This window comes from Allobosea lupini (assembly GCF_900109525.1).
In the GTDB taxonomy this organism is placed as follows: Bacteria; Pseudomonadota; Alphaproteobacteria; order Rhizobiales; family Beijerinckiaceae; genus Allobosea; species Allobosea lupini.
This window is the reverse complement of record NZ_FOAN01000014.1, coordinates 25,315-48,973: the sequence shown is the minus strand read 5'-3', so window position 1 is coordinate 48,973 and position 23,659 is coordinate 25,315. Positions and strand designations below refer to the sequence as shown.

At 68.2% G+C, this 23,659-nt stretch carries 24 protein-coding genes; 6 read left to right on the top strand and 18 right to left on the bottom strand.

Annotation, left to right across the window (positions count from 1 at the left end):
• Positions 1-134: 134 nt before the first annotated feature.
• The 14 genes from BMZ21_RS27500 to BMZ21_RS27435 all read right to left on the bottom strand — a co-directional run bounded on the left by BMZ21_RS27500 (position 135) and on the right by BMZ21_RS27435 (position 12,997).
• Positions 135-1,181, bottom strand: coding sequence for an amino acid ABC transporter permease (locus tag BMZ21_RS27500; protein ID WP_091842400.1), 1,047 nt, complete (start codon positions 1,179-1,181; stop codon positions 135-137).
• Positions 1,178-2,341, bottom strand: coding sequence for an amino acid ABC transporter permease (locus BMZ21_RS27495; RefSeq protein WP_199777451.1), 1,164 nt, complete (start codon positions 2,339-2,341; stop codon positions 1,178-1,180). Before BMZ21_RS27495 ends, BMZ21_RS27500 begins: the two co-directional genes overlap by 4 nt.
• Before the next feature lie 122 nt (positions 2,342-2,463).
• A complete protein-coding gene (locus tag BMZ21_RS27490; RefSeq protein ID WP_199777452.1) occupies positions 2,464-3,498 on the bottom strand; it encodes an amino acid ABC transporter substrate-binding protein in 1,035 nt (344 codons plus the stop codon).
• Between the two features lie 123 nt (positions 3,499-3,621).
• Positions 3,622-3,951: a hypothetical protein gene (locus BMZ21_RS27485; RefSeq protein ID WP_091842397.1), complete on the bottom strand. Its 330-nt coding sequence runs from the start codon at positions 3,949-3,951 to the stop codon at positions 3,622-3,624.
• Between the two features lie 17 nt (positions 3,952-3,968).
• Entirely contained in the window at positions 3,969-5,504 is a 1,536-nt protein-coding gene (locus BMZ21_RS27480) for a serine hydrolase (protein ID WP_091842395.1), read from the bottom strand.
• A gap of 136 nt (positions 5,505-5,640) precedes the next feature.
• On the bottom strand, positions 5,641-6,405 hold the full coding sequence (locus BMZ21_RS27475) for an ABC transporter ATP-binding protein (RefSeq protein ID WP_091842393.1): 765 nt from the start codon (positions 6,403-6,405) through the stop codon (positions 5,641-5,643).
• Positions 6,402-7,412, bottom strand: a complete 1,011-nt coding sequence (locus tag BMZ21_RS27470; RefSeq protein ID WP_244544050.1) for a FecCD family ABC transporter permease — start codon at positions 7,410-7,412, stop codon at positions 6,402-6,404. The genes BMZ21_RS27475 and BMZ21_RS27470 overlap by 4 nt, the downstream gene beginning before the upstream one ends.
• 153 nt (positions 7,413-7,565) lie before the next feature.
• Entirely contained in the window at positions 7,566-8,600 is a 1,035-nt protein-coding gene (locus tag BMZ21_RS27465) for an iron ABC transporter substrate-binding protein (protein WP_091842391.1), read from the bottom strand.
• Complete coding sequence (gene tsaA, locus BMZ21_RS27460) at positions 8,587-9,066, bottom strand: tRNA (N6-threonylcarbamoyladenosine(37)-N6)-methyltransferase TrmO (RefSeq protein ID WP_091842389.1); 480 nt, start codon at positions 9,064-9,066, stop codon at positions 8,587-8,589. Before tsaA ends, BMZ21_RS27465 begins: the two co-directional genes overlap by 14 nt.
• A 16-nt stretch (positions 9,067-9,082) precedes the next feature.
• Positions 9,083-9,841, bottom strand: a complete 759-nt coding sequence (locus BMZ21_RS27455; protein WP_208862385.1) for a molybdate ABC transporter substrate-binding protein — start codon at positions 9,839-9,841, stop codon at positions 9,083-9,085.
• A gap of 4 nt (positions 9,842-9,845) precedes the next feature.
• Positions 9,846-10,664, bottom strand: a complete 819-nt coding sequence (locus BMZ21_RS27450; RefSeq protein WP_208862384.1) for a molybdate ABC transporter substrate-binding protein — start codon at positions 10,662-10,664, stop codon at positions 9,846-9,848.
• 4 nt (positions 10,665-10,668) lie between these two features.
• Positions 10,669-11,523, bottom strand: coding sequence for an ABC transporter substrate-binding protein (locus BMZ21_RS27445; protein ID WP_091842385.1), 855 nt, complete (start codon positions 11,521-11,523; stop codon positions 10,669-10,671).
• A 31-nt stretch (positions 11,524-11,554) separates the two neighbouring features.
• Positions 11,555-12,289, bottom strand: coding sequence for an ATP-binding cassette domain-containing protein (locus tag BMZ21_RS27440; RefSeq protein ID WP_091842383.1), 735 nt, complete (start codon positions 12,287-12,289; stop codon positions 11,555-11,557).
• 6 nt (positions 12,290-12,295) lie between these two features.
• Positions 12,296-12,997, bottom strand: a complete 702-nt coding sequence (locus BMZ21_RS27435; protein ID WP_425285478.1) for an ABC transporter permease — start codon at positions 12,995-12,997, stop codon at positions 12,296-12,298.
• 104 nt (positions 12,998-13,101) lie between these two features.
• Between BMZ21_RS27435 and BMZ21_RS27430 the strand changes: the two genes are divergently transcribed.
• The 3 genes from BMZ21_RS27430 to BMZ21_RS27420 all read left to right on the top strand — a co-directional run bounded on the left by BMZ21_RS27430 (position 13,102) and on the right by BMZ21_RS27420 (position 15,809).
• Positions 13,102-13,992: a helix-turn-helix transcriptional regulator gene (locus BMZ21_RS27430; protein ID WP_091842380.1), complete on the top strand. Its 891-nt coding sequence runs from the start codon at positions 13,102-13,104 to the stop codon at positions 13,990-13,992.
• 106 nt (positions 13,993-14,098) lie between these two features.
• Positions 14,099-15,256, top strand: a complete 1,158-nt coding sequence (locus BMZ21_RS27425) for a M20 aminoacylase family protein (RefSeq protein ID WP_167561778.1) — start codon at positions 14,099-14,101, stop codon at positions 15,254-15,256.
• A 7-nt stretch (positions 15,257-15,263) separates the two neighbouring features.
• Positions 15,264-15,809: an isochorismatase family protein gene (locus tag BMZ21_RS27420; RefSeq protein WP_091842378.1), complete on the top strand. Its 546-nt coding sequence runs from the start codon at positions 15,264-15,266 to the stop codon at positions 15,807-15,809.
• 33 nt (positions 15,810-15,842) lie between these two features.
• Here the strand turns inward: BMZ21_RS27420 and BMZ21_RS27415 are convergent, their stop codons facing one another.
• Together BMZ21_RS27415 and BMZ21_RS27410 are read right to left on the bottom strand one after the other, a co-directional pair.
• Positions 15,843-16,625: a hypothetical protein gene (locus BMZ21_RS27415; protein ID WP_091842376.1), complete on the bottom strand. Its 783-nt coding sequence runs from the start codon at positions 16,623-16,625 to the stop codon at positions 15,843-15,845.
• Between the two features lie 2 nt (positions 16,626-16,627).
• Positions 16,628-17,764 (bottom strand): DSD1 family PLP-dependent enzyme, encoded by a 1,137-nt coding sequence (locus BMZ21_RS27410; protein ID WP_091842373.1) that lies wholly within the window; start codon positions 17,762-17,764, stop codon positions 16,628-16,630.
• A gap of 107 nt (positions 17,765-17,871) precedes the next feature.
• On the opposite strand from BMZ21_RS27410, the gene BMZ21_RS27405 reads away from it, so the two are divergent.
• The 3 genes from BMZ21_RS27405 (at position 17,872) to BMZ21_RS27395 (ending at position 21,869) form a co-directional block, all read left to right on the top strand.
• Positions 17,872-19,692, top strand: coding sequence for an ABC transporter ATP-binding protein (locus tag BMZ21_RS27405; RefSeq protein ID WP_091842371.1), 1,821 nt, complete (start codon positions 17,872-17,874; stop codon positions 19,690-19,692).
• A 3-nt stretch (positions 19,693-19,695) separates the two neighbouring features.
• On the top strand, positions 19,696-20,211 hold the full coding sequence (locus tag BMZ21_RS27400; RefSeq protein ID WP_091842368.1) for a GNAT family N-acetyltransferase: 516 nt from the start codon (positions 19,696-19,698) through the stop codon (positions 20,209-20,211).
• A 122-nt stretch (positions 20,212-20,333) separates the two neighbouring features.
• The gene (locus tag BMZ21_RS27395) at positions 20,334-21,869 is read left to right on the top strand and encodes an MFS transporter (protein WP_425285479.1); all 1,536 of its coding nucleotides are present in this window, start codon (positions 20,334-20,336) and stop codon (positions 21,867-21,869) included.
• Between the two features lie 42 nt (positions 21,870-21,911).
• Here BMZ21_RS27395 and BMZ21_RS27390 read toward each other — a convergent pair whose 3' ends face one another.
• Both BMZ21_RS27390 and obgE read right to left on the bottom strand, forming a co-directional pair.
• A complete protein-coding gene (locus tag BMZ21_RS27390) occupies positions 21,912-22,496 on the bottom strand; it encodes an invasion associated locus B family protein (RefSeq protein WP_091842362.1) in 585 nt (194 codons plus the stop codon).
• An 81-nt stretch (positions 22,497-22,577) separates the two neighbouring features.
• Positions 22,578-23,621, bottom strand: coding sequence for a GTPase ObgE (obgE, locus tag BMZ21_RS27385; RefSeq protein WP_091842359.1), 1,044 nt, complete (start codon positions 23,619-23,621; stop codon positions 22,578-22,580).
• Between the last annotated feature and the right edge of the window lie 38 nt (positions 23,622-23,659).

Genomic DNA, 23,659 nt, shown 5'->3' with positions numbered 1-23,659 from the left:
CTTCCGAATGAACCCGTCATTCTCGGGCGGAGCGAAGCGCAGACCCGAGAATCTCATGACGAGAAGGCGCTAGCTGGAGGTCCTCCGGCCTGAGATGCTCGGGTCGAGCCCGAGCATGACGCGCTGTGGACCCGCTACCGCCCCCGCTTGGTCTCCAGGCTCTTGCTCCAGCGCGAGAGCGCAAAGCAGATCAGCCAGTAGATGGCGCCGGAGAAGACATAGGCCTCCATGTTCATGCCGACCCAGGCGGGATCGGCGAGCGAGGCCTGGGCGATGCCGAGCAGGTCGAGGATCGAGACCACCAGCACCAGTGTGGTGTTCTTGACCAGCGCGATGAACTCGTTGGTGATCGCCGGCAGCGAGATGCGCAGCGCCTGCGGCAGGATGATGAACCAGGTCGCCTTCCAGTAGGACAGGCCGAGCGCGGTCGCCGCCTCGCGCTGGCCCCTCGGCAGCGCCTGCAGGCCGCCGCGCACGGCTTCGGCCATATAGGCGGCGATGCAGAAGCCGAGGCCGATGACGGCGCGGGCCAGCCGGTCGACGCCGATGCCGGCCGGCATGATCAGCGGCAGCAGCAGCGAGGCCAGGAAGATCACCGCGATGATCGGAACGCCGCGCCAGAACTCGATGAACAGCACCGAGATCAGCTTGACCACCTTGAGCTCGGACTGGCGGCCGAGCGCGAGCAGGATGCCGAGCGGGATCGCGATCAGGCTGGCATAGATCGAGATGAAGACGGTCAGCATCAGCCCGCCCCATTCGCGCGTCTCGATCGGCCTGAGGCCGAAGCCGCCGGCGAGCAGCCAGATTCCGAGCGGTGGCAGGATGACGAGCGCAGCGAGGCCGAGGCCCAGCTTCAGCCGCTTCGGCGCGAAGACGATCGCGGCGCCGGAGAGCGCGAAGAGGATGCCGGCAAGGTTCGGCCGCCAGCGCTCCTCGATGGGATAGAAGCCGTACATGAACTGGCCGAAGCGGGCCTTGATGAAGACCCAGCAGGCGCCGGTGCCGGCGCAGTCGGCGCGGGTCTGGCCGCTCCAGGTCGCGTCGATCAGGGCCCAGCGGATGATCGGCACGGCGATCCAGGCGATCAACGCGGCGAGCAGCAGCGTCACCACGGTGATGGTCGGCGATCCGAACAGGCGCTCGCGCCAGTTGGTCGGGAGGGATGCGGCGGCGCTCATCTGGTCACCAGCGCGATGCGAGCATTGTACCAGTTCATGAAGGCCGAGACCGCGAGGCCGATGACGAGATAGACTGCAAGCGTCATGGCGATGATCTCGATCGCCTGGCCGGTGTTGTTGAGCGCCGAGCCCATGAACAGGCTGACCACGTCGGGATAGGCGATGGCGGCGCCGAAGGACGAGTTCTTGAGAACGTTGAGGTACTGGTTGGTCATCGGCGGCGTCATCACTCGCAGTGCCTGCGGGATGGTGACGAGCCGCAGCGTCGGGCCGGGGCGCAGGCCCAGCGCGCTCGACGCCTCGATCTGGCCGTGCGGCACCGACTGGATGCCGCCGCGCACGATCTCGGCGATGAAGCCGGCGGTGTAGGTGACCAGCGCCGCGAGCAGCGCGACGAATTCGGGGATGACGACGAAGCCGCCGCGATAATTGAAGCCGCGCAGCACGGGAATGTCCCAGCGCGTCGCCAGCGTCGCCCAGGCGAGCGCGAGGGCGGGGATGAGCAGCAGCAGGACGAGACCGACGCGCAGGATCGGCGCGTCCTGTCCGGTCTCCTCCTTGCGTCGCCTGGCCCAGCGCAGGAAGAGCCAGTGCAGCAGGCAGGAGATCGCGATCGCGATGAAGGCGTATTTGAAGTTCGCGCCGGCATCGGGCAGCGGAATGGTCAGGCCGCGATTGTTGAGGAAGGCGACGCCGAAGACCGAGAGGCTCTCACGCGGGGCGGGCAGAGCGGCGATGACGCCGAAATACCAGAACAGCACGAAGAACAAGAGCGGGATATTGCGGACGAACTCGACATAGGCGCCCGCGATCGCCTGGACGAGCCAGATCGAGGAGAGCCTGGCGATGCCGATCAGGAAGCCGAGCGCGGTCGACAGCACCAGCGCGATCACCGTCACCAGCATCGTATTGGCGACGCCGGCCCAGAACAGCGCGAGGATGTTGTCGGACTGGGTGTAGTTGGTCAGGACGAAGGGCACCTCGATGCCCGAGGTGCGCCAGAGGAAGTCGAAGCCCGAGGCGATGCCGGCCTGGACCATGTTCTGCGAGGCGTTGCGGATGAAATAGACCAGCAGCGCCACGAGGCCGATCAACAGCGCCGCCTGGTAGAAGACGTCGCGGACGCGCTTGTCGTTGATGAAGGCGAAGGCTTTGCTCAAGGGGCGGCCGTCCGGCTTGGGGCGTCATTCTCGGGCGCAGCTAAGCTGCGACCCGAGAATCTCCTGACACGAAGGCTGGTTTCCGAGATGGTCGGGTCAAGCCCGACCATCTCGGGAGCATCTCACTGGAACGGCGGGGTGAAGAGCAGGCCGCCCTTGGTCCAGAGCTGGTTCTGGCCGCGCTCGAGCTTCAGCGGCGACTCCATGCCAACGGTACGCTCGAAGCTTTCGCCATAGTTGCCGACCTGCTTGATCGCCTTGTACATCCAGTCGTCAGGCAGGCCCATCATCGCGCCGAAGCCGCCCTCGGCGCCGAGCAGGCGGCGGACCTCGGTGTTCTTCGAGTTGGCCTTCATCTCGTCGACGTTCTTGGAGGTGACGCCGAGCATCTCGGCGGCAATGGTGCCGTTCAGCACCCAGCGCACGATCAGCTGCCAGCGCTCGTCGCCATAGCGGGTGACCGGGCCCTGCGGATCGTTCGAGATCGGCTTGGTCAGGATGACGTGGTCGTCCGGAACCTTGAGCTTGGCGCGCTGGCCTGCGAGGGCGCCGACGCCGGCGGTGTAGGCGTCGCAGCGGCCGCTGTCATAGGCCGTGATCGCGTCGTCGTTCTTCTGGAAGTTGGTGATGGTGACCTTGAGGTTGCGCTCGCGGAACCAGTCGGCGGCGTTCTTCTCCTCGGTCGAGCCGGCGGCGACGCAGACCGAGGCGCCGTCGAGCTCCTCGGCCGACTTCACGTTCGCCTTCTTGCGGACGATGAAGGTCTGGCCCTCGTAGAAGTTGATGCCCTGGAAGTTCAGGCCCAGCGTGGCGTTGCGCGAGAAGGTGATGGTCGAGTTGCGCGAGAGCAGGTCGACCTGGCCCGATTGCAAGATCGGCCAGCGCTGCTGCACCGAGGTCGGCGTGAACTTGACCTTGGTGGCGTCGCCGAGCACGGCGGCGGCGAGCGCCTTGCAGTAATCGACGTCGAGACCGGTCCATTCGCCCTTGTCATTGGCGAAGGAGAAGCCGGGCAGGCCGAGATGCACGCCGCATTCGAGATGGCCACGCGCCTTGATGGCGTCGAGCGTCGGGCTGGGCGCGAGCTGCTGCGCGGAAGCGGCGAGGGTGCCGCCGGCGAGCAGCGCCGCGGCGAGAGCTAAGGTCTTCATGTCCATTCCCCATCCTGTGGCGTCATGACGCCACGTCCGGGCGACTATGCAACAGCCCGATGGGGAAAGGTAAGGGGGGTGGGACGGTTTCCTGCCAATCCCTGACGTAGCCGCCGCAACGCCGGCAATCTACCAGCCGCGCTGGGCCTTGATCGCCCGCTTCTGCGCGTCCTTCTGCTGGCGCCAGTAATCCTTCTGGGCGTCGAGCTGCATGCGCTGCCAGTCGCGGATGCGGTCCTTTCGCGAGGTCGCGTCGCGATAGTCGTTCCAGTCGTAGTGATCATCGTTGACGTCGTCGTCGCCGAGCGCGTCGAAGAACTTGCGCAGGGCCGAGCGGGCAGGCTCGACCGGCAGTGCGGAGGCGACCCCGGAGAGAGGCGCGAAGGCAGGCGCGGCCGAGACACTGGAGCCGACGGCAAGAGCGGCGGCGAACGACAGGAGGGCGATACGGATCGTCATGGTGATGCTCCCCCTCGTCACTGGGCCGAGCGCGCGAAGCTATGCGGCAGCTCGGGGCTGAGCCAGCGCATCTGGCTGATCTTGCCGGCGGCGTCGGTCTCGAAGCGCAGGCGGACAAAGGGCTCGCCGCCGGACATCTCGGCCGGTGCGACGAAGGCGCCGACCGGGGCCAGCCGCGCCTGGAACAGGTAGGGATCGTCCCTGTTCGGCTCGAGCAGGAGCTGCGCCTCGGTCTTCTCCAGCGTCAGGCCGAGCTTCCCGCCAGTGAGCGCGACGGTGGCTTCGCCCAGGATCGGCGAGGCGTAGCTGCCGGAAAAGCCGGCGGCGAGTGGCGAGATCGGGCCGGGTACGAAACCGGCAGCTTCCGCCTGCGCCGCTTCGCGACGGGTCTTCGCGGCGGCGGCTGCGAGGCCGACATTGTCGACGGCGGGATTGCCGAGCACGCGGTCGTAGAACCACATCGCCAGCGCGTCCGGCAGGCCGAGATTTTCGAGATTGGTCAGGATGACGATGCCGGTCTTGCCGTCGGGCAGGAAGCCGGCATGGGCGCCGAAGCCGGCCGTGCCGCCATTGTGCCAGATGATTCGGCCGCGCGGCGTCGCGGTCGCGACCCAGCCGACGGCATAGGAGCTGCGCTCGCTCATGGCGACGCGCGGCGTCCAGGTGACGTCGAGATTGTCCTCGGACACCAGGATCTTGCCCTCGAAATGGCCGCGGCCGAGTTGCAGGCGCAGCCATTTCGCCATGTCGGGGATGTTCGAGTTGAGCGCTCCGGCCGGCCCGAGCGCATAGGGGAACGAGGGATGAAAGGGCACGGCGATGGGCGGCTCGGCGAAACGATGGCCCTGCGCATGGTTGGGCACCGCGGTGATCGCCTCGGCCGTGGCGGTCGTCTCGCCCATGCCGAGCGGGGTCAGCAGGCTGGTCTTCAGCGAGTCGAACCAGGAGGGCGTGCCGTTGACCTTGGCGACGATCTCGCCGCCGACGACATGCGGGATGTTGAGATAGCGGAAATCGGAGCGGAACAGCCCGAGTTGCGGCGCGACCCGCAGCGAGCGGATCAGCGTCTGTCTGTCGTAGCCCAGCATGGTGAGAGCGTCGTTGACGTAAGCCGTCAGGCCCGAGCGCTGGGCGGCGATATCGAGCACGCGGAAATCGCGGGTGACCCAGGGGTCGGCGAGCTGGAATTCGGGGACATGGTCGATGACCGGATCATTCCAGCCGAGCCGGCCGGCATCGACCGCCTGCGCAAGCGTGGTGGTGAAGAAGGCCTTGGTGGTCGAACCGATCTGGAAGATCGTCTCCGGCGTGACCTGCTCCGGCTTGCCCACCGCGCGGACGCCGAAGCCCTTGGCGAAGATCAGCTTGTCCTCGTGGATCACGCCGACGGCGACGCCCGGCACCGAAAAGGCCTTCATGCCCTCGGCGACCTGCTTCTCGAATTCCGGCAGTAGCGCTTCGATCGAGGCTTGCGAGGGCTGCTGCGCTTGCAGCGAGGCATCGGACATGACGGCCAGGCCGACGACGAGCGCGGCCGCGATGATGCGCTTCATGCGGATGTCCCCCGTATCCAAAAGGCCGGCAGATCGAGCCGCCGAAAGCGGGGTCGACCGCCGGCGCGCCAAACTCCCACGCCATGTCCTGCCTTAAGGTAAACTTCATCAGGACATTGTGACGGGATTGGGCCGTTCAGCCCGGCAGGAAGGCGAGCTTCCCGTCCTCGCCCCTGACGGTCTCGATCGCAACGCCATAGAGCGCGGCGAGCCGCTCCGGCGTCATGAGTTCGCGTGCCTTGCCGCTGGCGAGGGCCCGGCCGTCGCGCAGCAGCATCGCCCGGTCGGCATAGCGCAGCGCTTGGTTTGGGTCGTGGGTGGTGAAGAGCACGCCGAGGCCCTCGCCGGCGAGGCGGCGGATCTGGTTCATCACCTTGCCCTGATTGCCGAAATCGAGGCTCGCCGTCGGTTCGTCCAAGATGACGTAGCGCGGCTCCTGCGCCAGCGCGCGGGCAATCATCACAAGCTGACGCTCCCCGCCTGAGATCTCGGTATAGGGGCGCTGCGCCAGATGCGCGATGCCGAGCCGGTCCAGCATCGCCCGTACCACGTCCCGGTCATGGCCCGACGGTGCCGCGAACAGGCTGGAGCGGGCGGTCCGCCCCATCAGAACGACCTCGCTCACGGCGAAGGCGAAGGTGCCGGCATGGACCTGCGGCACATAGGCGAGGGCACGGGCGCGCTCGCCCACAGACATTGCGGCGAGCGGCCTGCCGTCAAGTGTGAGCGTGCCGCCCTTGGCCGGCAGCAGGCCGAGCAGGGTCTTCAGCAGCGTCGTCTTGCCATGGCCGTTGGGGCCGAGCAGGGCCAAGACCTCGCCGCCGGCAAGGTCGAGCGCGATGTCGCGGCCGATCTCGCGCTCGCGATAGCCATAGGCCAGGGCGGAGGCTTCGAGTCTCACGACCAGCCTCCGCGCGCCGAGGCCAGCAGCCAGATGAAGAAGGGCGTGCCGATCACGGCGGTGAGGATGCCGAGCGGCGTTTCGACCGGGGCGGCGATCCGCGCCAGCGTGTCGATGGCGAGCAGGTAGCCGCCGCCGAGCAGCGCTGCCGTCGGCATGAGACGGCCGAAATCGGGACCGACGAGGAAGCGCGCGAGATGCGGCACGACGAGGCCGACCCAGCCGATGATGCCGGCAGCCGCGACGCTCGCCGCCGTCACCAGCGTCGCGGCGGCGACGATGGCGATCCGTAGCGGGCCGGTCGCGAGGCCGAGCGCGCGCGCCTCCTCCTCCGGCAGCGACATCACGTTCATGCGCCAGCGCAGCGCCAGCAGGATGACGGCGCCGATCAGGACCGGGCCGAGCAGAGGGACGAGATCGGGCTTGGCCGTTCCCGCGAGGCTGCCGAGCAGCCAGAAGGTCATGGCCGGGAGCTGGTTGTACGGATCGGCCCAGTACTTCACCAGGCCGATGCCGGCGCCGAGCAGCGAGCCGACGACGACGCCGGTCAGCACCAGCACGAGAACCGGATCGCCGCGCCGGATCGTCGATCCCACTGCGTAGACGGCGCCGACCGCGACCAGCCCGCCTGCGAAGGCGGCTAGCTGGATGCCGAACAGGCCGAGCGAGAGATAGATGCCGATGACCGCGCCGAGCGCCGCGCCCGAGGAAGCCCCGAGAATATCAGGCGAGACCAGCGGATTGCGGAACAGGCCCTGGAAGGCGCAGCCGGCAATGGCGAGCGCCGATCCGCACAGGATCGCCGCGACGATGCGCGGGCCGCGGATGTTCCAGACCACGGTCTCGACCTGGGCCGGAAGGCCGGAGGGCTCGCCGGTGAGAACCGACCAGGCGAGGCGGCCGAGATCGCCGGGAGCGACCGGAAAGCGCCCGAGCGCGAAGGCGGCGAGCACGGCGAGCGCCAGCAGGAGAAGGGCGATCAGATTGCCGCGCAGGGAGGAGGTCATCGGATCAACGGCGTTTCGCCGGCCAAGTGACCACGACATGGTCATCCCGGACAAGCGGCGAAGCCGCGCCGATCCGGGGTCCATTCCGGAACGGTTCAGGCATGGATCCCGGGTCTCCCTCCGGCCGCCCGGGATGACTGAGATGGTGAACCATCACCCCCGCCCGGCCAGCACGCGGTCGAGCTGCGCCTCGCTCGGCGTCACCTGGTAGAACAGCGTGTGGAAGTCGCGGGCGAGCTTGCGGATGTCCTCGGGGAATTGCGCGGGATAGAGCAGCTTTGCCAGCCACCACAGGCCGATCGCCCGGTTGACCGAGGGCGGGAAGTCGACCCAGCCGAAGGGCAGCTTCGGCGAGAGATGGACGCGGCCCTCGCGCACCGCCTTCACGCCGGCCCAGTTCGGATCGCTGCGCACGCTTTCGGAGAAGGCGAGGTCGATGGTGACGATGACGTCGGGGTTCCAGGCCAGCACCTGTTCGAGCGAGACCTGGGCGAGACCGCTGCCCTGCTGTTCGGCGGCAGCGTTGCGCGCTCCGAGGAAGCTCAGGGTCTCGACATTGATCGAGCCGCCGAGCCCGGTCTCCAGCCCACGTGGGCCGCGCGCATAATAGACGCTCGGGCGCTTCTCGGCCGGGATTGCGGCTATGCGGCCGCGGATTGTCGCGAAACTGTCCTCGCACCAGCGCGCCAGCGTCTCGGCGCGTTCGCTGCGGCCGGTAAGCTGGCCGAGAATGCGATAGCTCGCCGGGGTCTCCCCGAAGCGGCCGTCAAGCAGGGCATAGGGGATGCCGGCCTGCTGCTGCACGCGCTCGGCGAGCTCGACATAGGTGCGACCGGTCGAGCCGGAGTCGACGATGAGGTCCGGCCTGGCCTGCAGCACGGCTTCGAGATTGGCGCTGTTGCCACGGCCAGTGATGCGGCCGATTTCGGGCCGGTCGCCGATGCCGGGCAGCAGGAATTCGCGCTCCTCGGGCCGGTTGGCGCGCGGCCAGCCGATCAGCAGGTCGGGCGCGAGCGTGTAGACCAGGATTGCCGCCGGCGGCCCGGCGGGGAAGATGCGCTCAACCTTGCCGGGAATCGTGATCTCGCGACCGGCGCCATCGCGAATGGTCGCGGCGCGGGCGAGGCGCGGGGCCGCGATCGTCGCGCCGAGGCCAGCGAGGACGGCGCGGCGATCAGGGTGCGGCATGGGAGGTTTCCGTCGTGCCGTGCGAATGGCTGCAGCGATGCGGCTTGATGTCGATGAGCGGCGTGCCGTCGAGGCAGTCGAGTCCGCGCACCAGCAGTGTACCTCCTTCGACGCCTTCGAGCTTCACCCGCGACAATGCGATCGGGTTCGGTCGCACCGGCGAGCGCAGCGCGAAAGTTCCGAGCGTATCGCCGCCACGCGGCGTCTGCGTCAGCAGATCGCGCCTGGCTTCGTGCATCCAGTAGAGCAGATCGAGCTCGGCGAAGGTCTCGATGCCCTTGAGCGCCGCCTGCCAATGCGGATCGATCTCGACGCGGCAGAGCGGCCCGTCCTGCCGGCCCTGCCGCGGGCAGTCGTCACGCGTCGCGAAGGGCGTGCGGATGCGGCCGATGAAGACGAGGCGGGCATCGCTCCGCTCGGGCAAGGGTGCTTCGGTTTCGCCGGGCCGGGTCGCGTGCCAGTCCATGATCTCGCTCTTCCCGCTATCCCTCGCGCGGCAGGCCCGGCGCCGTGAAGCCATGCCTTGCCAAAATCGCCTGGCCCTGCGGCGAGAGAATGAACATGGCGAGCCGGTAGCCGCTCTGCGAGGCCCTGTTCAGCACCGTCAGTCCGTAATCGGCGCCGACAGCGAGCTGGTCCGGCAGGCGCAGCATCGCGATCCCCGGCTGCTCCTTCGCAAGCGGCCGGGCATTGGTGCAATAGGCCAGGAAGATGTCGGCCTCGCCGCTCGCCAGCTTGTGACCGTAGACGTTGAGGCCTTCGGGCGCCGGTAGGCAGTCCGGTGCACCGGTGAGCTTCAGGGCCTTGGCTTCGAGCGCGGCCCTGGCGCCGGGCTTCATCGCTTCGGCCCTGGCGAATACGGCGAAGGCATAGTCGCCCGACGGATCGGCCTTTGGCGTCGACGTACCGAGCTTCACCTTCGGATCGAGCATCAGATCGAGCAGAGTGGCGCGCGTCGCCACCAGTCCCGGCCGCAGGAAGGCGCAGAGCTCGTTGCGGGCGAAGAGCACGGCCGGGCCGGCGAGGCCGGCCCGTGCCAGCGCCTGCGGATGCTCCAGATTGGCCGAGGCGAAGACCTCGCCGGCCTCGCCCCCGATGAGCCGGTCCTTGAGCAGGCCGGAGGCGCCGAATTTCCCGGAGATGGGGATCCCCGTCTCGGCCTCGAAGGCGTCGGCGATGTCGAGCAGGGCCCCGCGCAGGCTGCCGGCGGCGTACAGGCTAACCGGGGACGCCGCGACCAAGATCTCACTTCCCTTCGCGCGGCAGGCCGGGCGCGACGAAGCCGTGCCGCGCCAGGATGCGCTGCCCATCCGGCGAGAGAATGAACATCGCCAGCTTGTAGGCGTTCGGCGAAGCGCCGTTCATCACCGTCAGCCCGTAATCCGCCCCGACCAGCAGCTTCTCCGGCAGCCTGACCATGCGGATGCCGGGCTGCTCGCGCGCGATCGGATCGGCATTGGTGCAGTAGCCGAGGAAGAGATCGGCGGCGCCCGTCGCCAGCAGATGGCCGGTGCTGTTGCGATCCGGCGGGGTCGGGGCGCTGTTCGGGCCGCCGACGAGCTGCAGCGCCTTGGCTTCCAGCGTTGCCTTGGCCCCGGGCTTCAGCGCCTCGGCCCTGGCGAAGACCTGCCAGGCATAGTCGCCGGACGGATCGGCCTTTGGCGTCGAGGTGCCGAGCTTGAGCTTGGGATCGAGCATCTGCGTGAGCAGGGTGTTGCTGGTCACGTCGAGCCCGGGACGGGCGAAGGCGCAGGTCTCGTTGCGGACGAAGAGCACGACCGGGCCGGCCTTGCCGTCCTTCGCCAGCGCAAGTGGGTGTTCCATGTTGGCGGAGGCGAAAACCTCGGCCGGTTCGCCCTTGGCGAGAGCCTCGCGCAGCAGGCCGGAGGGGCGGAAGCTGGTCGTGACCGGAATCCGTGCGGAGGCTTCGAAGGCCTTGGAGACCTCGGTCAGAGCATTCTTCAGGCTGCCGGCGGCGTGGAGGAGCACCGGCTTCTGCGCCTGCTGCGCCGGTGCGAGTGCCGGCCACAGGCTGACGAGGGCGGCGAGCGCGAGCCTCCGCATCAGGTTACGCCCCCGCCTGGCCGGCATTGGGGAAGAACAGCTGCTGGCCGTCGATCTTGTAGTCGGCGATCGCTTTCTGGCCTTCCGGGCTGGTCAGCCAGTCGGCGAAGCGCTTGCCGTCGGCGACCTTCACATGCGGGTGCTTGGCCGGGTTCACCGACATCACGCCGTACTGGTTGAACAGGCGCTGGTCACCCTCGACCGAGATGACGAGATCGCCGCGGTTCTTGAACGAGATCCAGGTGGCGCGGTCGGAGAGGACATAGGCGCCCATCGCACCGGAGGTGTTGAGCGCCGCACCCATGCCCTGGCCGATCTCGCGATACCAGGAGCCCTTCTGTGCGGCGATGTCGATGCCCGCGACCTTCCAGAGATTGAGCTCGGCGGCATGGGTGCCGGACTTGTCGCCGCGCGAGACGAAGGGCGCGGCCTTCTCCTGGATCTTCTTCAGCGCGGCGACGATGTCCTTGCTGCCGGCGACGCCGGCGGGATCGCTCTTGGGGCCAATCAGGACGAAGTCGTTGTACATCACCGGGCGGCGCTCGGTCGAAAAGCCCTCCTCGACGAATTTCAGCTCCTGCGCCCTGGCATGGACGAAGACGACGTCGGCATCGCCGCGCCGGCCGGTGTCGAGCGCCTGGCCTGTGCCCTGCGAGATGACGCGGACCTCGATGCCGGTCTTGGCCTTGAAAAGCGGCAGTATGTGGTTGAACAGGCCAGAATCCTGGGTCGAGGTGGTCGAGGCGACCGTGATGAAGCGCTCGCCGGCCGGCGCCGCGGGAGCCTGAGCGAGCGCGATGCCGGTCAGGCCGAGGAAGAGGCCGGCGGCGAGGAGAGAGCGGCGGGGCAAGGCGGTCATCGGGCGTTTCTCCTGTTGTCGTCTTTGTAGGTCACCAGAGCAGTTCGCCGGCAAGGAATGCACGCGCCTCGGCCGAATGGGGGCCGGCGAAGAAATCCTTGGCCAGTGCGTCCTCGACCAGGCGGCCGCGATGCAGAAAGAGCACGCGGTCGGCCAGGCGGCGGGCCTGGCCAAGATCATGGGTCGACATCATCACGGTGATGCCCTCGGCGACGAGGCCAGAGAGCAATTCCTCGATCTGGCGCGTCGCGGCGGGGTCGAGCTGCGAGGTCGGCTCGTCCAGGAAGAGCAGTTCGGGCCGCAGCGCCCAGGCGCGGGCGATGGCGAGCCGCTGCTGCTCGCCGCCGGAGAGCAGGCGGGCCGGCTGGCCGGCGCGTTCCCCAAGGCCGAAACGCTGAAGCGCCTGCGTCACACGTGTCTTGCGCTCGGCGCCATTGCTGCCAGCAGCGGCGAGGGCATGGGTGATGTTGGCCTCGACCGAGCGGCGCAGCATGATCGGTTTCTGGAAGACCATCGCATGGCCTTTCCTCTGTCCCTTGGCGCGGGCTTCGGCTCCGGCGGCCCAGCGCACAGTGCCGCGGCTCGGCGTCAGCAGGCCGTGGCAGAGGCGCAAGGTCAGCGACTTGCCGGCGCCGTTCGGCCCGAGCAGCACGGTCAGCCCGCCGGCCGGAATGACGAAGCTGTTGGGCGCGACCAGCAGCTTGCCGTCGCCGAAGAAGGCGGCGGCCTCGACGGTGAGCGGCAGGATCGAGGATACGCTCAGCATCGCGGCTCAACCCGCATAGCGCGCTCCGATACGGCTGGCGCCGAAGGCTATGGCGTTGATCATGAGCGTCAGCGAGAGCAGGACGAGACCGAGGCCGAGGGCCAGCGGCAGGTCGCCTTTCGAGGTCTCCAGCGTGATTGCCGTCGTCATGGTGCGGGTGTAGCCGGCGATGTTGCCGCCGACGATCAGGACGGCGCCGACCTCGGCGCTGGCCCGGCCGAAACCGGCGAGCAGAGCCGTCGCCAGCGCGAAACGCCCGTCGAAGAGCAGGGTGGGGATGGCGCGCAGGCCGTCCAGGCCGACCGAGCGCAAATGGTCGCGATATTCGCTCCAGAGATCCTCGATCACCTGCCGGGTCAGCGCGATCACGATCGGCAGCACCAGGATCACCTGTGCGATGATCATCGCTGTCGGCGTGAACAGCAGGCCCAGTGGTCCGAGCGGGCCGGAGCGCGAGAGCAGGAGGAAGACGGCGAGGCCGGCGACGACTGGCGGCAGCCCCATCAGCGCATTGAGGCAGACGATGATGGCAGCGCGGCCAGGAAAGCGTGCCAGCGCCAGGGCGGCACCGAGCGGCAGGCCGATCAGCGCCGCGATCAGCACGGCGGTCAGGGTGACGCGCAGCGACAGGAAGACGATGCCGAGAAAGCCCGGATCGAGCCCGACCACCAAGGCAAAAGCCGCCTGAAAGATCGCGCCGACGTCCAAAGCCTGCTCCCCGCGCTCGCCTTGAGATTGCAAGCATTTGCAATTGGTAGAGTTCAATGCGACCAAATGCCAATGTCGTAATCAGCGCAGGCATGTGCAGGTTGATGCAGGATCAGATCTGGCTCACTACCGAGGAAGCGGCCTCATATCTGCGCCTCAAGGAGCGCAAGCTCTACGAGCTGGTCGGGCAGGGTGCTGTGCCTTGCACCAAGGTCTCCGGTAAATGGCTGTTCCCGCGTGGCGGCCTCGATCGCTGGCTCGAGGCCGGGTTGTCGCGGCCGGCCGGGTTCGACACGGTCCCGCCACCGCCGATCGTCGGTGGCAGCCAGGATTCGCTGCTGGAGCTCGCGATCCGCGAATCCGGCTGCGGGCTGGCGCTGCTGGCGGAGGGGTCGCAGGCCGGGCTCGACCGGCTGGTGCGCAGCGAGGTCGCCATCGCGGCGCTGCATCTCCACGCGACGCCGGATGACGACGCCGCCAATCTCGCCGCGATCCGCGCCGAGCCTTCCCTGCACGATGCGGTGGTGATCAATTTCGCCCGGCGTGAGCAGGGGCTGCTCCTTGCACCCGACAATCCGCTCGGGATCGACGGGCTCGGCGCCGCGATCGCCAAGGGCGCCCGCTTCGCCCAGCGCCAGCGCGGCGCCGGCGCGCAATTGCTGCTGCTGAGCTTGCTCGAACGCGCCGGGGTTCCCTCCGGTCGGATGATCGTCGCCGACGGCATCTGCGCCACCGGCCAGGATCTGGCGCTGGCGATCCGTTCCGGACGGGCCGATTGCGGCATCGCGGCGCGCGCAATCGCCATGGCCTTCGGCCTTGCCTTCCTCCCCCTGGTCTGGGAGCACGTCGATCTGGTGATGCGCCGGCGGAGCTATTTCGAGCCGGCGACGCAGAAGCTGCTCGCCTGGATGCGTAGCCCGGACATGGCGGCGCGGGCGAAGGAGTTCGGTGGCTACGACCTCTCGATCAGTGGGAGCGTGCGGCTGAACCGCTGAGCGGACGCTTGCGAAACAAGCTTGCAAATGGGGCGGGCAATTGCAGCGCCTGTTGCACTGGCGCCGGCATAGTCTTCCGGCTGAGTGAAGCAGGCGAGGACAGCCCGTGACGATCGATCTCGACAAGCTCGTGCAGGAGATGACCGGCTGGCGGCGCGATCTGCACGCCCATCCGGAGTTCGGCTTCGAGGAGACGCGCACCAGCGCCTTCGTCGCGGCCAAGCTGCGCGAGTTCGGCCTCGACGATGTCGCGGAGGGTGTCGGCGGCACCGGCGTGGTCGGCACGCTGACGCGCGGCAGCGGCAACCGGGCGATCGCGCTGCGGGCCGATATGGATGCGCTGCGCATAGCCGAGCAAAGCGAGTTTTCCCACCGCTCCGGCAATCCCGGCGTCATGCATGCCTGCGGCCACGATGGCCATACCGCCATGCTGCTGGGCGCCGCGAAGCTGCTGGCGGAGGAAGGTGGCTTCGACGGCACCGTGCGCTTCGTCTTCCAGCCGGCCGAGGAATGGGGGCGCGGCGCGCTCGCCATGCTCGCTGACGGGCTGATGGAGCGCTTTCCGTTCGAGGAGATCTACGGGCTGCACAATGCGCCGAAGCTGCAGGTCGGCAAGTTCCAGACCCGGACCGGCCCGATCATGTCGGCGGAGGACAATTTCGAGATCGTCCTCACCGGCGTCGGCGGCCATGCCGCCCGCCCGCATGTCGGCAACGAGACCTTGGTCGCCGCCTGTGCCCTGGTCACCAGCCTGCAGACGATCGTCTCGCGCCGCCTGAGCCCGGCTGAGATCGCCGTCGTCTCGGTGACGGAGCTGATCACCGACGGCACCCGCAACGCCCTGCCGGGGCAGGCGCGCATCCTCGGCGATGCCCGCAGCTTTCACCCAGAGGTCAGCGCCGATATCGAGGCGCAGATGCGCGTGATCAGCGAAGGCATCGCCCGCGCCTACAATGTCGAGCAGTCGGTGAGCTATACGCGCGAATTCGTGCCGCTGCTCAACCAGCCGGCCCAGACCGAGGCGGCACTGGAGGCGGCGCGGAACGCGCTCGGGCCTGAGAACGTCTCGGTGGTGTCCGAGCCTTTCACCGGCTCGGAAGACTTCGCTCGCTTCCTGGCGCATGTGCCGGGCTGCTTCTCCTTCGTCGGCAATGGCGATAGCGCGCCGTTGCATAACCCGCGCTACGACTTCAACGACGAAGGCCTGATCCACGGTGCGCGTTTCCACGCCGAGATCGTCAGGCGGCGGTTGACGTTGGGGTGAGGCAAACATGAAAGCTCTGGTCATCATCGACATGCAGATGGAGATGCAGCACCGGATCGATGCCGGCAGGGATTGCGTCAATTCCGACGCGCCGGACCGGATCGCCATGCTGTCTGAAGCGTTCCGCAAACGCGGGCAGCCTGTCATCCACATCCGTCATAGCGCGGATGACCCGGCTTCGCCGTTCCATGCCGACGCCGCGGGCCATCAACCCATGCCATGTGCCAAAGCGGTTGAGGGCGAGCCGATCTTCCTGAAGCGGACATCATCCGGGTTCGCCTCGACTGACCTCGAAGCCTATCTGCGTGAGAATGGCATCACGGATCTGCTGGTCACCGGCGGGGTGGCCGGGTACTGCGTCAACTCCACGGTTCGGGCTGGAGCCGATCTCGGCTTCAACATGACCGTGGTAGGCGATGCGGTGATCACCTTCGATCTACCCGGGCTGTCGGCACGCACGATTTTCGACGTGACGATGGCGCATCTCGAATCGGATTTCGCGAAGATCGTCGACTCCGCAGCTGTGCTGGCCGCATGGAATCGCGCCAGCTGATGCCGTTCGCAGCGAGCCTCAGCACGGGCAGCATCAGCCCCGCTCAAACCTCTGCCAGACGCAGACCTTGTGCACGTATTCCCGGTCGCGCTCGGCCTCGCCGAAGGGCGCGACCGGCCAGAGCCAGCTCTCGTCCTCCTTCGGCAGGCCGACGCCGTACATCAGGTCGAGCCGATCATGGATCGCTCCGCCGCGGTCGCGCTCGACCATCTCGACATCGCTGATCAGGCAGACATGGCCCTTGAAGCGGGCGAGGTCGTCGAGATGCCAGGCGATGCAGCGGGCCGGCAGGTTCGCGGGCAGGGTGGCGGCCCGGGCGGGATTGTCCTCGAGCCAGTCGGCAACCGGCCAGGCGAGCTGCGAAAGCAGGTTGGCGGATATGATAAGATCGACGCGGTCATCGGCGACGAGGTCCGCGAGCGGGTCCTGCCGGCCCTCCGCCTCGGCGGCGAGCCAGGCCATGGCGCCGGTGAGGTCCCGGCTGAGCAGGCTGACTTTCAGCTGCCGCCAGAGCCTCAGACGCAGCAGCGGCAGATGAACGATATCGACAAGCACGACCTCGTCGAAGCTGGCGCAGAGCATGCCCAGCGGGATGTCGCGGGCGGGGCCGGAGCCGAGCACCACAACCTTGCGGCGGCGTGGCAGGGAGGCTGCGACCTCGGCGATGATGGCGCGGCAGCGGGCCCGGTGCGGCTCCCAGGCCTTGCGTTGGCGCCGGCCGCGCGACCAGAGCCCGACACTCTCCCGCAGCAGGCCGAATCGGCGCGCAAGCGGCGCGGCCGGCGTCAGAGCTCGCAGCGCCAGCTCGGCGAGCACGATTAGCTGAGTGCCCCGCGCGCCGCCACCGGCCAGACCGCCTCGACATGAGCGTCCGGGCCGCCCAGGCCGCGCACGCAGACATACCAGTCGTGCAGGTTGACGGTCGGGTCGCAATGGCCGGGCACGAGCAGCACCCGGTTCCCGCGATGCGGCACGGCGACGGGATCGCCGGTCAGGATGCCGTGCTCGTCGGAGGGCTTGGTGTAGATCACGCCGTCGCGCTGCCAGGGCACCGGCATCCCTGAATCGACCGCGGCGGCCTTGTGACCGGCGTCGACGATGGCACGATCCGGCACCGGCTTGCTCATCACCCCCGCGAGCACGAACAGCGCGTGCTGGAAGGTGTTGAAGGTCGAGCCGTCAGCCATGCGGTTGCGGGCATAGTCGGCGTCCATGAAGATGTAGGAGCCGCATTGCAATTCGTTCCAGATGCCGGAGCGGCTCTCCAGCTCGTAGGTGCCGGTGCCGGCGCCGCCGACGGTCTCGCAGGCGAGACCGGCCTGGGCGAGGCGCTCGATCGCATTGCGGGTGAGAAGCCCTGCGCGCTCGATCGCCTCACTGCGCTCGTCGACCGAGCGCATGTGCTGGGCCGAGCCGTGATAGGCCTGCACGCCGCGGAAGCGCAGCGTGTTGCTGCGCGCCACCGCTTCGGCGAGCCGGACCGCCGCCTCGCCGGGGGCGACGCCGCAGCGGCGCCCGCCGATGTCGAGCTCGACCAGCACGTCGAGGACGACGTCGTTGCGCGCCGCTGCTTCGGCGGCCTCGCGCACGCCCTCGATATGATCGACGCAGAGCCCGATTCGGGCCTCGCGCGCGAGCTTTGCCAGCCGGTCGAGCTTGGCGGCGCCGGCGATCTCATTGGTGACGAGCACATCGGTGACGCCGCCGGCGACCAGGATCTCCGCCTCGCCGACCTTCTGGCAGCATTGCCCGACCGCACCATGGGCGATCTGGCGCAGGGCGATCTCCGGGCTCTTATGCGTCTTGGCATGGGGGCGCAGGCGTATGCCCGTCGCCTCGGCGAAAGCCGCCATGGTGACGAGGTTCCGCTCGAAAGCGTCGAGATCGATGATCAAAGCGGGCGTATCGATCTCGGCGAAGGACTGTCCGGGCCGGGCCGGCGGGGGAAGGGGCATGGGTTCTCGAATCTGGTGAATCAACTCAAGGCCATGGGACGTCAGGTTCTTGTCCGGAGCAAGACCGGCAGTGGCGCTCGCATGGCGGCCATGTTAGGCCGCGCGCCATGAAGATCGGCCGCGTCACCGACGACACCTTTGCACTCTTCGCCCGAGTCTGGCGCGAGCGCGGGCGGCAATACACGCCGCAACTCATCGCCATCCTCGGTCTCGTCGTGGTCATCGCGGCGACGACGAGCTTCTATCCACTGCTGATCAAGGCGGCCTTCGACGCCTTCGCCGATCCCGTAGGGGCCGAGGCGACCGGCTTCGTACGCCGCATGGAGCGGCTGGTCTCGAAGTCGATCGATTTCGAGATCGGCGTCGTCAACGCCGTCGCCGTCGTCGTGGTGATCGTCACTGCGATCAAGGGCTTCTCGCTGCTGACCCAGACGGTGATGACCAACAGCGTCGTCAGCCGGATCGAGGCCGACATGCAGAGCGCGCTCTACAACCATCTGATCGACGCCGACCTGGCGCAGCTCCAGAGGGAAAACCCGGCCTCGCTCACCCAGCGCTTCACCACCGACTTCACTTTCGTCAAGGAGGCGCTGACCCGGCTGGTCAACATCGCGGTTCGCGACGTGATGACGGCGATCGCGCTGGTCGGCGCCATGCTCTGGATCGACTGGAAGATGACGGCGGTGGTGCTGCTGATCGCGCCTGTCGTCGCCAGGCCGATCGGCCGGATCGGCAAGAAGCTGCGCCGCATGGCGGCCTCGCAGCAGGAGCAGACCGGCCTAATGGCGAGCCTGGTCACCGAGAGCCTGCAGGGTGCGCGCGTCGCCAAGACCGATTCGCTCGAGCCTTATCTGAAGGAGCGCGCGGCCGGTGCCTTCGAGACGATCCGGGCGCTGAAGATGAAGGCGGCCAACGCCCGCGGGCGGCTTGATCCGTTGCTGGAGGTCGCCGGCGGGCTTGCGGTCGCCGGCGTGCTCGCGGCGATCGGCGTGCGCATCACCTCGGGCAGTTCCACCGTCGGCGATTTCACAGGTTATGTCTCGGCGTTGCTGCTGGCGGCCCAGCCGATGCGCTCGCTCGGCAATCTCAACGCCATCGTCCAGGAGGCGGGCGCCTCGCTGAAGCGTTATTACGCGCTGATCGACGAGAAGTCGCTGATCACCGAGCGCCCCGACGCCAAGCCGCTCGCGGTAGGCGGGGGCGCGGTTGCCTTCCGAGACCTGCGCTTCCGCTATCGCGACGACCAGCGCGGGCTCGAAGGCATCGACCTCGTCGCCGAGGCCGGCAAGACCACTGCGCTTGTCGGCCGTTCCGGCTCGGGCAAGTCGACCATGCTGGCGCTGGTGCCGCGGCTCTATGATCCCACCGAGGGCCGGGTCGAAATCGACGGGCAGGACATCCGCGACGTGACCCTGCGCAGCCTGCGCGGCCAGATCGGCGTGGTCAGCCAGGATGTCGTGCTGTTCGACGACACGGTGCGCGCCAATATCGGCTTCGGCCGCCCCGGCGCGAGCGAGGGGGACATCGTCGCCGCGGCCAGGGCGGCGGCGGCGCACGACTTCATCATGGCGATGCCCGACGGCTACGACACGAAGGTCGGCGAGCGCGGTTCGCGGCTTTCCGGCGGCGAACGCCAGCGCCTCGCCATCGCCCGCGCCATCCTCAAGGATGCGCCGATCCTGCTGCTCGACGAGGCGACCAGCGCGCTCGACACCCAGTCGGAGCGATTGGTGCAGGAGGCGCTGGCGGAGCTGATGAAGGGCCGGACGACGCTGGTCATCGCGCATCGGCTGTCGACCGTGCGCGAGGCCGACCAGATTGTCGTGCTCGACGAGGGAAAGGTGGTCGAGACCGGCGACCATGACGGGCTGATCGCGCGCGATGGTGCCTATGCGCGGCTCTACCGGCTGCAGTTTGCCGAGGGCTGAGCGATGCGCCTGGAGACCGAGCGCCTTGTCCTCGACCTGCACGGCGTCGAGCATTTCGAACCGCTCAGGCTGATGTGGGGCGATGCGGCGGTGGTGCACCATATCGGCCAGCCCTCGAGCGCGCAGGAGGCCTGGATGCGGCTGCTGCGTTATCGCGGGCTCTGGCCGCTGCTCGGCTACGGCTATTGGGCGTTGACCGAGAAGGCGAGCGGCCGCTTCGTCGGGGATCTCGGCTTCGCCGATTTCCACCGGGCGATCGAGCCATCGATCCGCGGCATTCCCGAGGCGGGGTGGGTGCTGGCGGGCTGGGCGCATGGACGCGGGTTCGCGAGCGAGGCGCTCACCGCCGCGCTCGGCTGGCTCGACGTGCAAGGCGCATATGACAGCTCGGTCTGCCTGATCGCGCCGGAGAACGAGCCCTCCCTGCGGCTGGCGCGACGCTTCGGCTTCCGGGACGAGCGCCTCGTCAGCTTCTTGGGGCATGACACATTGCTGCTGCGGCGGGCGCGGCCAGCATAGTCCAAAGGGAAGGTGCCGGCTTCCCCACAATCATGCCGGGCATGCGGCTTGAGCCGCCGTTGCTGACAGGAGCCGCCACATTCTGCTGGCAGTGTCGCTGCTCAAAAAACTGACGAGATCTGATTGTGACGACCATGACGACCGCCGCCGTTCCGGCGCGCAAGGCCACCCGCCGCGAATGGCTGGGCCTGATCGCGATCGCCTTCCCCTGCATGATCTATTCGATGGACCTGACGGTGCTGAACCTGGCGGTTCCGACGCTGACGCGCGAACTCAAGCCGACAGCGGGCGAACTGCTCTGGATCATCGACATCTACGGCTTCATGGTCGCCGGCTTCCTGATGACCATGGGCACGCTCGGTGACCGCATCGGCCGACGCAAGCTCCTGCTGATCGGCGCGGCCGCCTTCGGCTTGGCTTCAACGGTCGCCGCCTTCTCGAGCAGCACCGAGATGCTGATCGTGATGCGGGCGCTGCTCGGCATCGCCGGGGCGACGCTGGCGCCCTCGACGCTGTCGCTGATCGCTGTGATGTTCGAGGACGAGACCGAGCGCACCTTCGCGATCTCGATGTGGATCGCCAGCTTCTCGGCCGGCGCCGTGATCGGCCCGCTGATCGGCGGTGCGCTGATCGAGTATTTCTGGTGGGGATCGGTCTTCCTGATCGCGGTGCCGCCGATGCTGATCCTGCTGGTGATCGGGCCGATCCTGCTGCCGGAGTACAAGGCGCCGCAGGCAGGGCGGCTCGACCTCGTCAGCGCGCTGCTCTCGCTGGCGGCGATCCTGCCGGTGATCTACGGGATCAAGCATTTGGCCGAGTTCGGGCTGTCGGGGTCTGCTGTCGCCAGCATCGTCGCAGGGCTGGTGTTCGGCGTGGTGTTCGCCCGCCGGCAGACGCGCCTCGCCGATCCGATGGTCGATCTCGCCTTGTTCGGGATCCCGGCCTTCCGCGCGGCGCTGGCGATCAACCTCGCCGGCATCATGGTGATGTTCGGCAGCTTCATCTTCATGGCGCAGTATCTGCAGTTGGTCGCCGGGCTGACGCCGCTGGAAGCCGGCATCTGGTCGCTGCCTTCGGCAGTCGCCTTCACGCTCGCTTCCTTCGCGGTGACACCGCTGTCGGTGCGCTTCAAGCCCGCGACGCTGATGGCCGGCGGCATGGTGCTCTCCGGCCTCGGTTTCGCCTGGCTCGCCCTCGCGCCTAACCTCGTCCAGATCGTCGCCTCATCGATCCTGTTCTCGATCGGCTTCACGCCGGTGATCGCGCTGACGACCGGTATCGTGGTCGGTTCGGCGCCGCAGGAGCGGGCAGGGGCGGCCTCGGCCATGTCCGAGACCAGCATCGAATTGGGCGGCGCGCTCGGCGTCGCCGTGTTCGGCAGCCTGGGGGCTGCACTTTATCGCCAGAGCATGGCGGGGGTTTCTGTCGCGGGCGTCGACAGCGCCACGCTGGCGCCGGCGCGCTCGACGCTCGGCGGGGCTCTGGCGGCGGCCGAGCAGCTGGCGCCGGACCAGTCGGCGCACCTGCTCCAGGCGGCGCGCGAGGCCTTCATGACAGGCTTCCACGCGGTCGCGCTGATCGCGATCGCCGGCATGGTCTTCTGCATCGCGGTGGCGCTGACGACCTTGCGTGACGCAAAGCCGTCGGCGGCGCATTGAGCGAGGCGACAGCTTGGGGCAATCCCGAGCCTGACGGCTGGATCAGGGCTCGCGCAGCAGCGCCTCGGCCGCGGCGGGGAAGCCGCGGAAGGAGAGCGGCAGCGTGACCTCGCGCTTGCCGGCGTCGAGATAGCGCATCTGGCCGGCCTCGCTGAGGCCGCGCCAGCGCTTGAAGGCGTCGTCGCTCAGTGTCGCCTCGGCGAAGCAGCCGCCGGGCAGGCAGCGCTGGAAGACGGCGAGCGCCTCGTCCTTCTCGGCGACGACCACGCGCAAGCTGACCTTGTCGCCGAGTGCAAGGTTCGGAGGCACCTGGATCACCAGCTTGATCGGCTCGCTCTTGACCGGCCGGCCGATGGCGACCAGAGCGATCGGGCCGCGCTGACCCTGCTGTTCCAGGGTCTGGACGATCTCGCAGACGCGGGCTGCAACACTCTGCTGGCAGCGCAGGATCCAGTCGCCATAGGTCGCGGTGGTGTTGTCGGGCTGGGAGATCGCGCCGGGTGTCGCAGTCGCCTGCGCCTGGACCGGGCGCTGCTGGGCGGGGCGTTGCGCCGGCGCCTGCTGTGCGAAAGCCGCGCCGGAGAGGAGAGCGGCGGAGAAGGCGAGGGCAGTCTGTCGTCTCGGCATGGCTGGAATGGTCCAAAGCGGGCAATCGCCGACTTCAAGACCAGGAGTGACGGCCGCGCAAGTCGCGGTTGTGAACGGCTGTCAAGGATGCCAGCCGCTCTCCTGCGCCGGAGCGTCGTCCTTAACCTCCTGGGCGCGCGCTTCCTCGACCACCGCGAAGACCGCGCGCAGCGCCGCCTCGACACCTTCGCCCGAGGCGGCCGACAGGGCGATCGGCGTGCGCCCGCTGGCGCGCTTCAGGCGGGCGAGCTGTTCCTTGCGCGCCTCCGGCGTCAGCGCGTCGACCTTGGAGAGCGCGACGATCTCCGGCTTCTCGTCGAGGTCGGCGCCATAGGCGGCAAGCTCCTTGCGCACCGTCTTGTAGGCCTTGCCTGCATGCTCGGTCGTGCCCTCGACGAGGTGCAGGAGCACGCGGCAGCGCTCGATATGGCCGAGGAAGCGGTCGCCGAGACCATGGCCCTCATGCGCGCCCTCGATCAGCCCGGGAATGTCGGCGAGCACCATCTCGCGCGCATCGACGCGGACGACGCCAAGGCCGGGGTGCAACGTCGTGAAGGGGTAGTCGGCGATCTTGGGCTTGGCCGCCGTCACCGTGGCGAGGAAGGTCGACTTGCCGGCATTGGGCAGGCCGACGAGGCCGGCATCGGCGATCAGCTTGAGCCGCAGCCAGACCCAGCGTTCCTCGCCTGGCAGGCCGGGGTTGGCGTGGCGCGGCGCCTGGTTGGTCGAGGTCTTGAAATAGGCGTTACCGAAGCCGCCATTGCCGCCCTTGCACAGCACGAAGCGCTGGCCCGGCTCGGTCAGGTCGGCGATCAGCGTCTCGCCGTCCTCGTCGAGGATCTCGGTGCCCGGCGGCACCTTGAGCACGATCGGGGGACCATTGGCGCCGTGCCGGTCCTTGCCCATGCCGTGCTCGCCGATCCTGGCTTTGAAATGCTGCTGGAAGCGGAAGTCGATCAGCGTGTTGAGGCCCTGGACGCATTCGACCACGACGTCGCCGCCGCGCCCGCCATCGCCGCCATTGGGCCCGCCGAACTCGATGAACTTCTCGCGCCGGAACGAGACGCAACCGGCGCCGCCGTCGCCGGCCTTCACATAGATCTTGGCTTGGTCGAGGAATTTCATGAGGGAGTAGGTAGTCGCATGAGCGCGCGAGAGCAATG

Coding starts and splice junctions, on each gene's coding strand:
- BMZ21_RS27420 (WP_091842378.1), top strand. CDS start 15,264: ATGAAAGCTCTGGTCATCATCGACATGCAGATGGAGATGCAGCACCGG.
- BMZ21_RS27490 (WP_199777452.1), bottom strand. CDS start 3,498: ATGGACATGAAGACCTTAGCTCTCGCCGCGGCGCTGCTCGCCGGCGGC.
- BMZ21_RS27485 (WP_091842397.1), bottom strand. CDS start 3,951: ATGACGATCCGTATCGCCCTCCTGTCGTTCGCCGCCGCTCTTGCCGTC.
- BMZ21_RS27470 (WP_244544050.1), bottom strand. CDS start 7,412: ATGACCTCCTCCCTGCGCGGCAATCTGATCGCCCTTCTCCTGCTGGCG.
- BMZ21_RS27480 (WP_091842395.1), bottom strand. CDS start 5,504: ATGAAGCGCATCATCGCGGCCGCGCTCGTCGTCGGCCTGGCCGTCATG.
- BMZ21_RS27405 (WP_091842371.1), top strand. CDS start 17,872: ATGAAGATCGGCCGCGTCACCGACGACACCTTTGCACTCTTCGCCCGA.
- BMZ21_RS27465 (WP_091842391.1), bottom strand. CDS start 8,600: ATGCCGCACCCTGATCGCCGCGCCGTCCTCGCTGGCCTCGGCGCGACG.
- BMZ21_RS27500 (WP_091842400.1), bottom strand. CDS start 1,181: ATGAGCGCCGCCGCATCCCTCCCGACCAACTGGCGCGAGCGCCTGTTC.
- BMZ21_RS27410 (WP_091842373.1), bottom strand. CDS start 17,764: ATGCCCCTTCCCCCGCCGGCCCGGCCCGGACAGTCCTTCGCCGAGATC.
- BMZ21_RS27430 (WP_091842380.1), top strand. CDS start 13,102: ATGCAGGATCAGATCTGGCTCACTACCGAGGAAGCGGCCTCATATCTG.
- BMZ21_RS27440 (WP_091842383.1), bottom strand. CDS start 12,289: ATGCTGAGCGTATCCTCGATCCTGCCGCTCACCGTCGAGGCCGCCGCC.
- tsaA (WP_091842389.1), bottom strand. CDS start 9,066: ATGGACTGGCACGCGACCCGGCCCGGCGAAACCGAAGCACCCTTGCCC.
- BMZ21_RS27390 (WP_091842362.1), bottom strand. CDS start 22,496: ATGCCGAGACGACAGACTGCCCTCGCCTTCTCCGCCGCTCTCCTCTCC.
- obgE (WP_091842359.1), bottom strand. CDS start 23,621: ATGAAATTCCTCGACCAAGCCAAGATCTATGTGAAGGCCGGCGACGGC.
- BMZ21_RS27400 (WP_091842368.1), top strand. CDS start 19,696: ATGCGCCTGGAGACCGAGCGCCTTGTCCTCGACCTGCACGGCGTCGAG.
- BMZ21_RS27445 (WP_091842385.1), bottom strand. CDS start 11,523: ATGACCGCCTTGCCCCGCCGCTCTCTCCTCGCCGCCGGCCTCTTCCTC.
- BMZ21_RS27450 (WP_208862384.1), bottom strand. CDS start 10,664: ATGCGGAGGCTCGCGCTCGCCGCCCTCGTCAGCCTGTGGCCGGCACTC.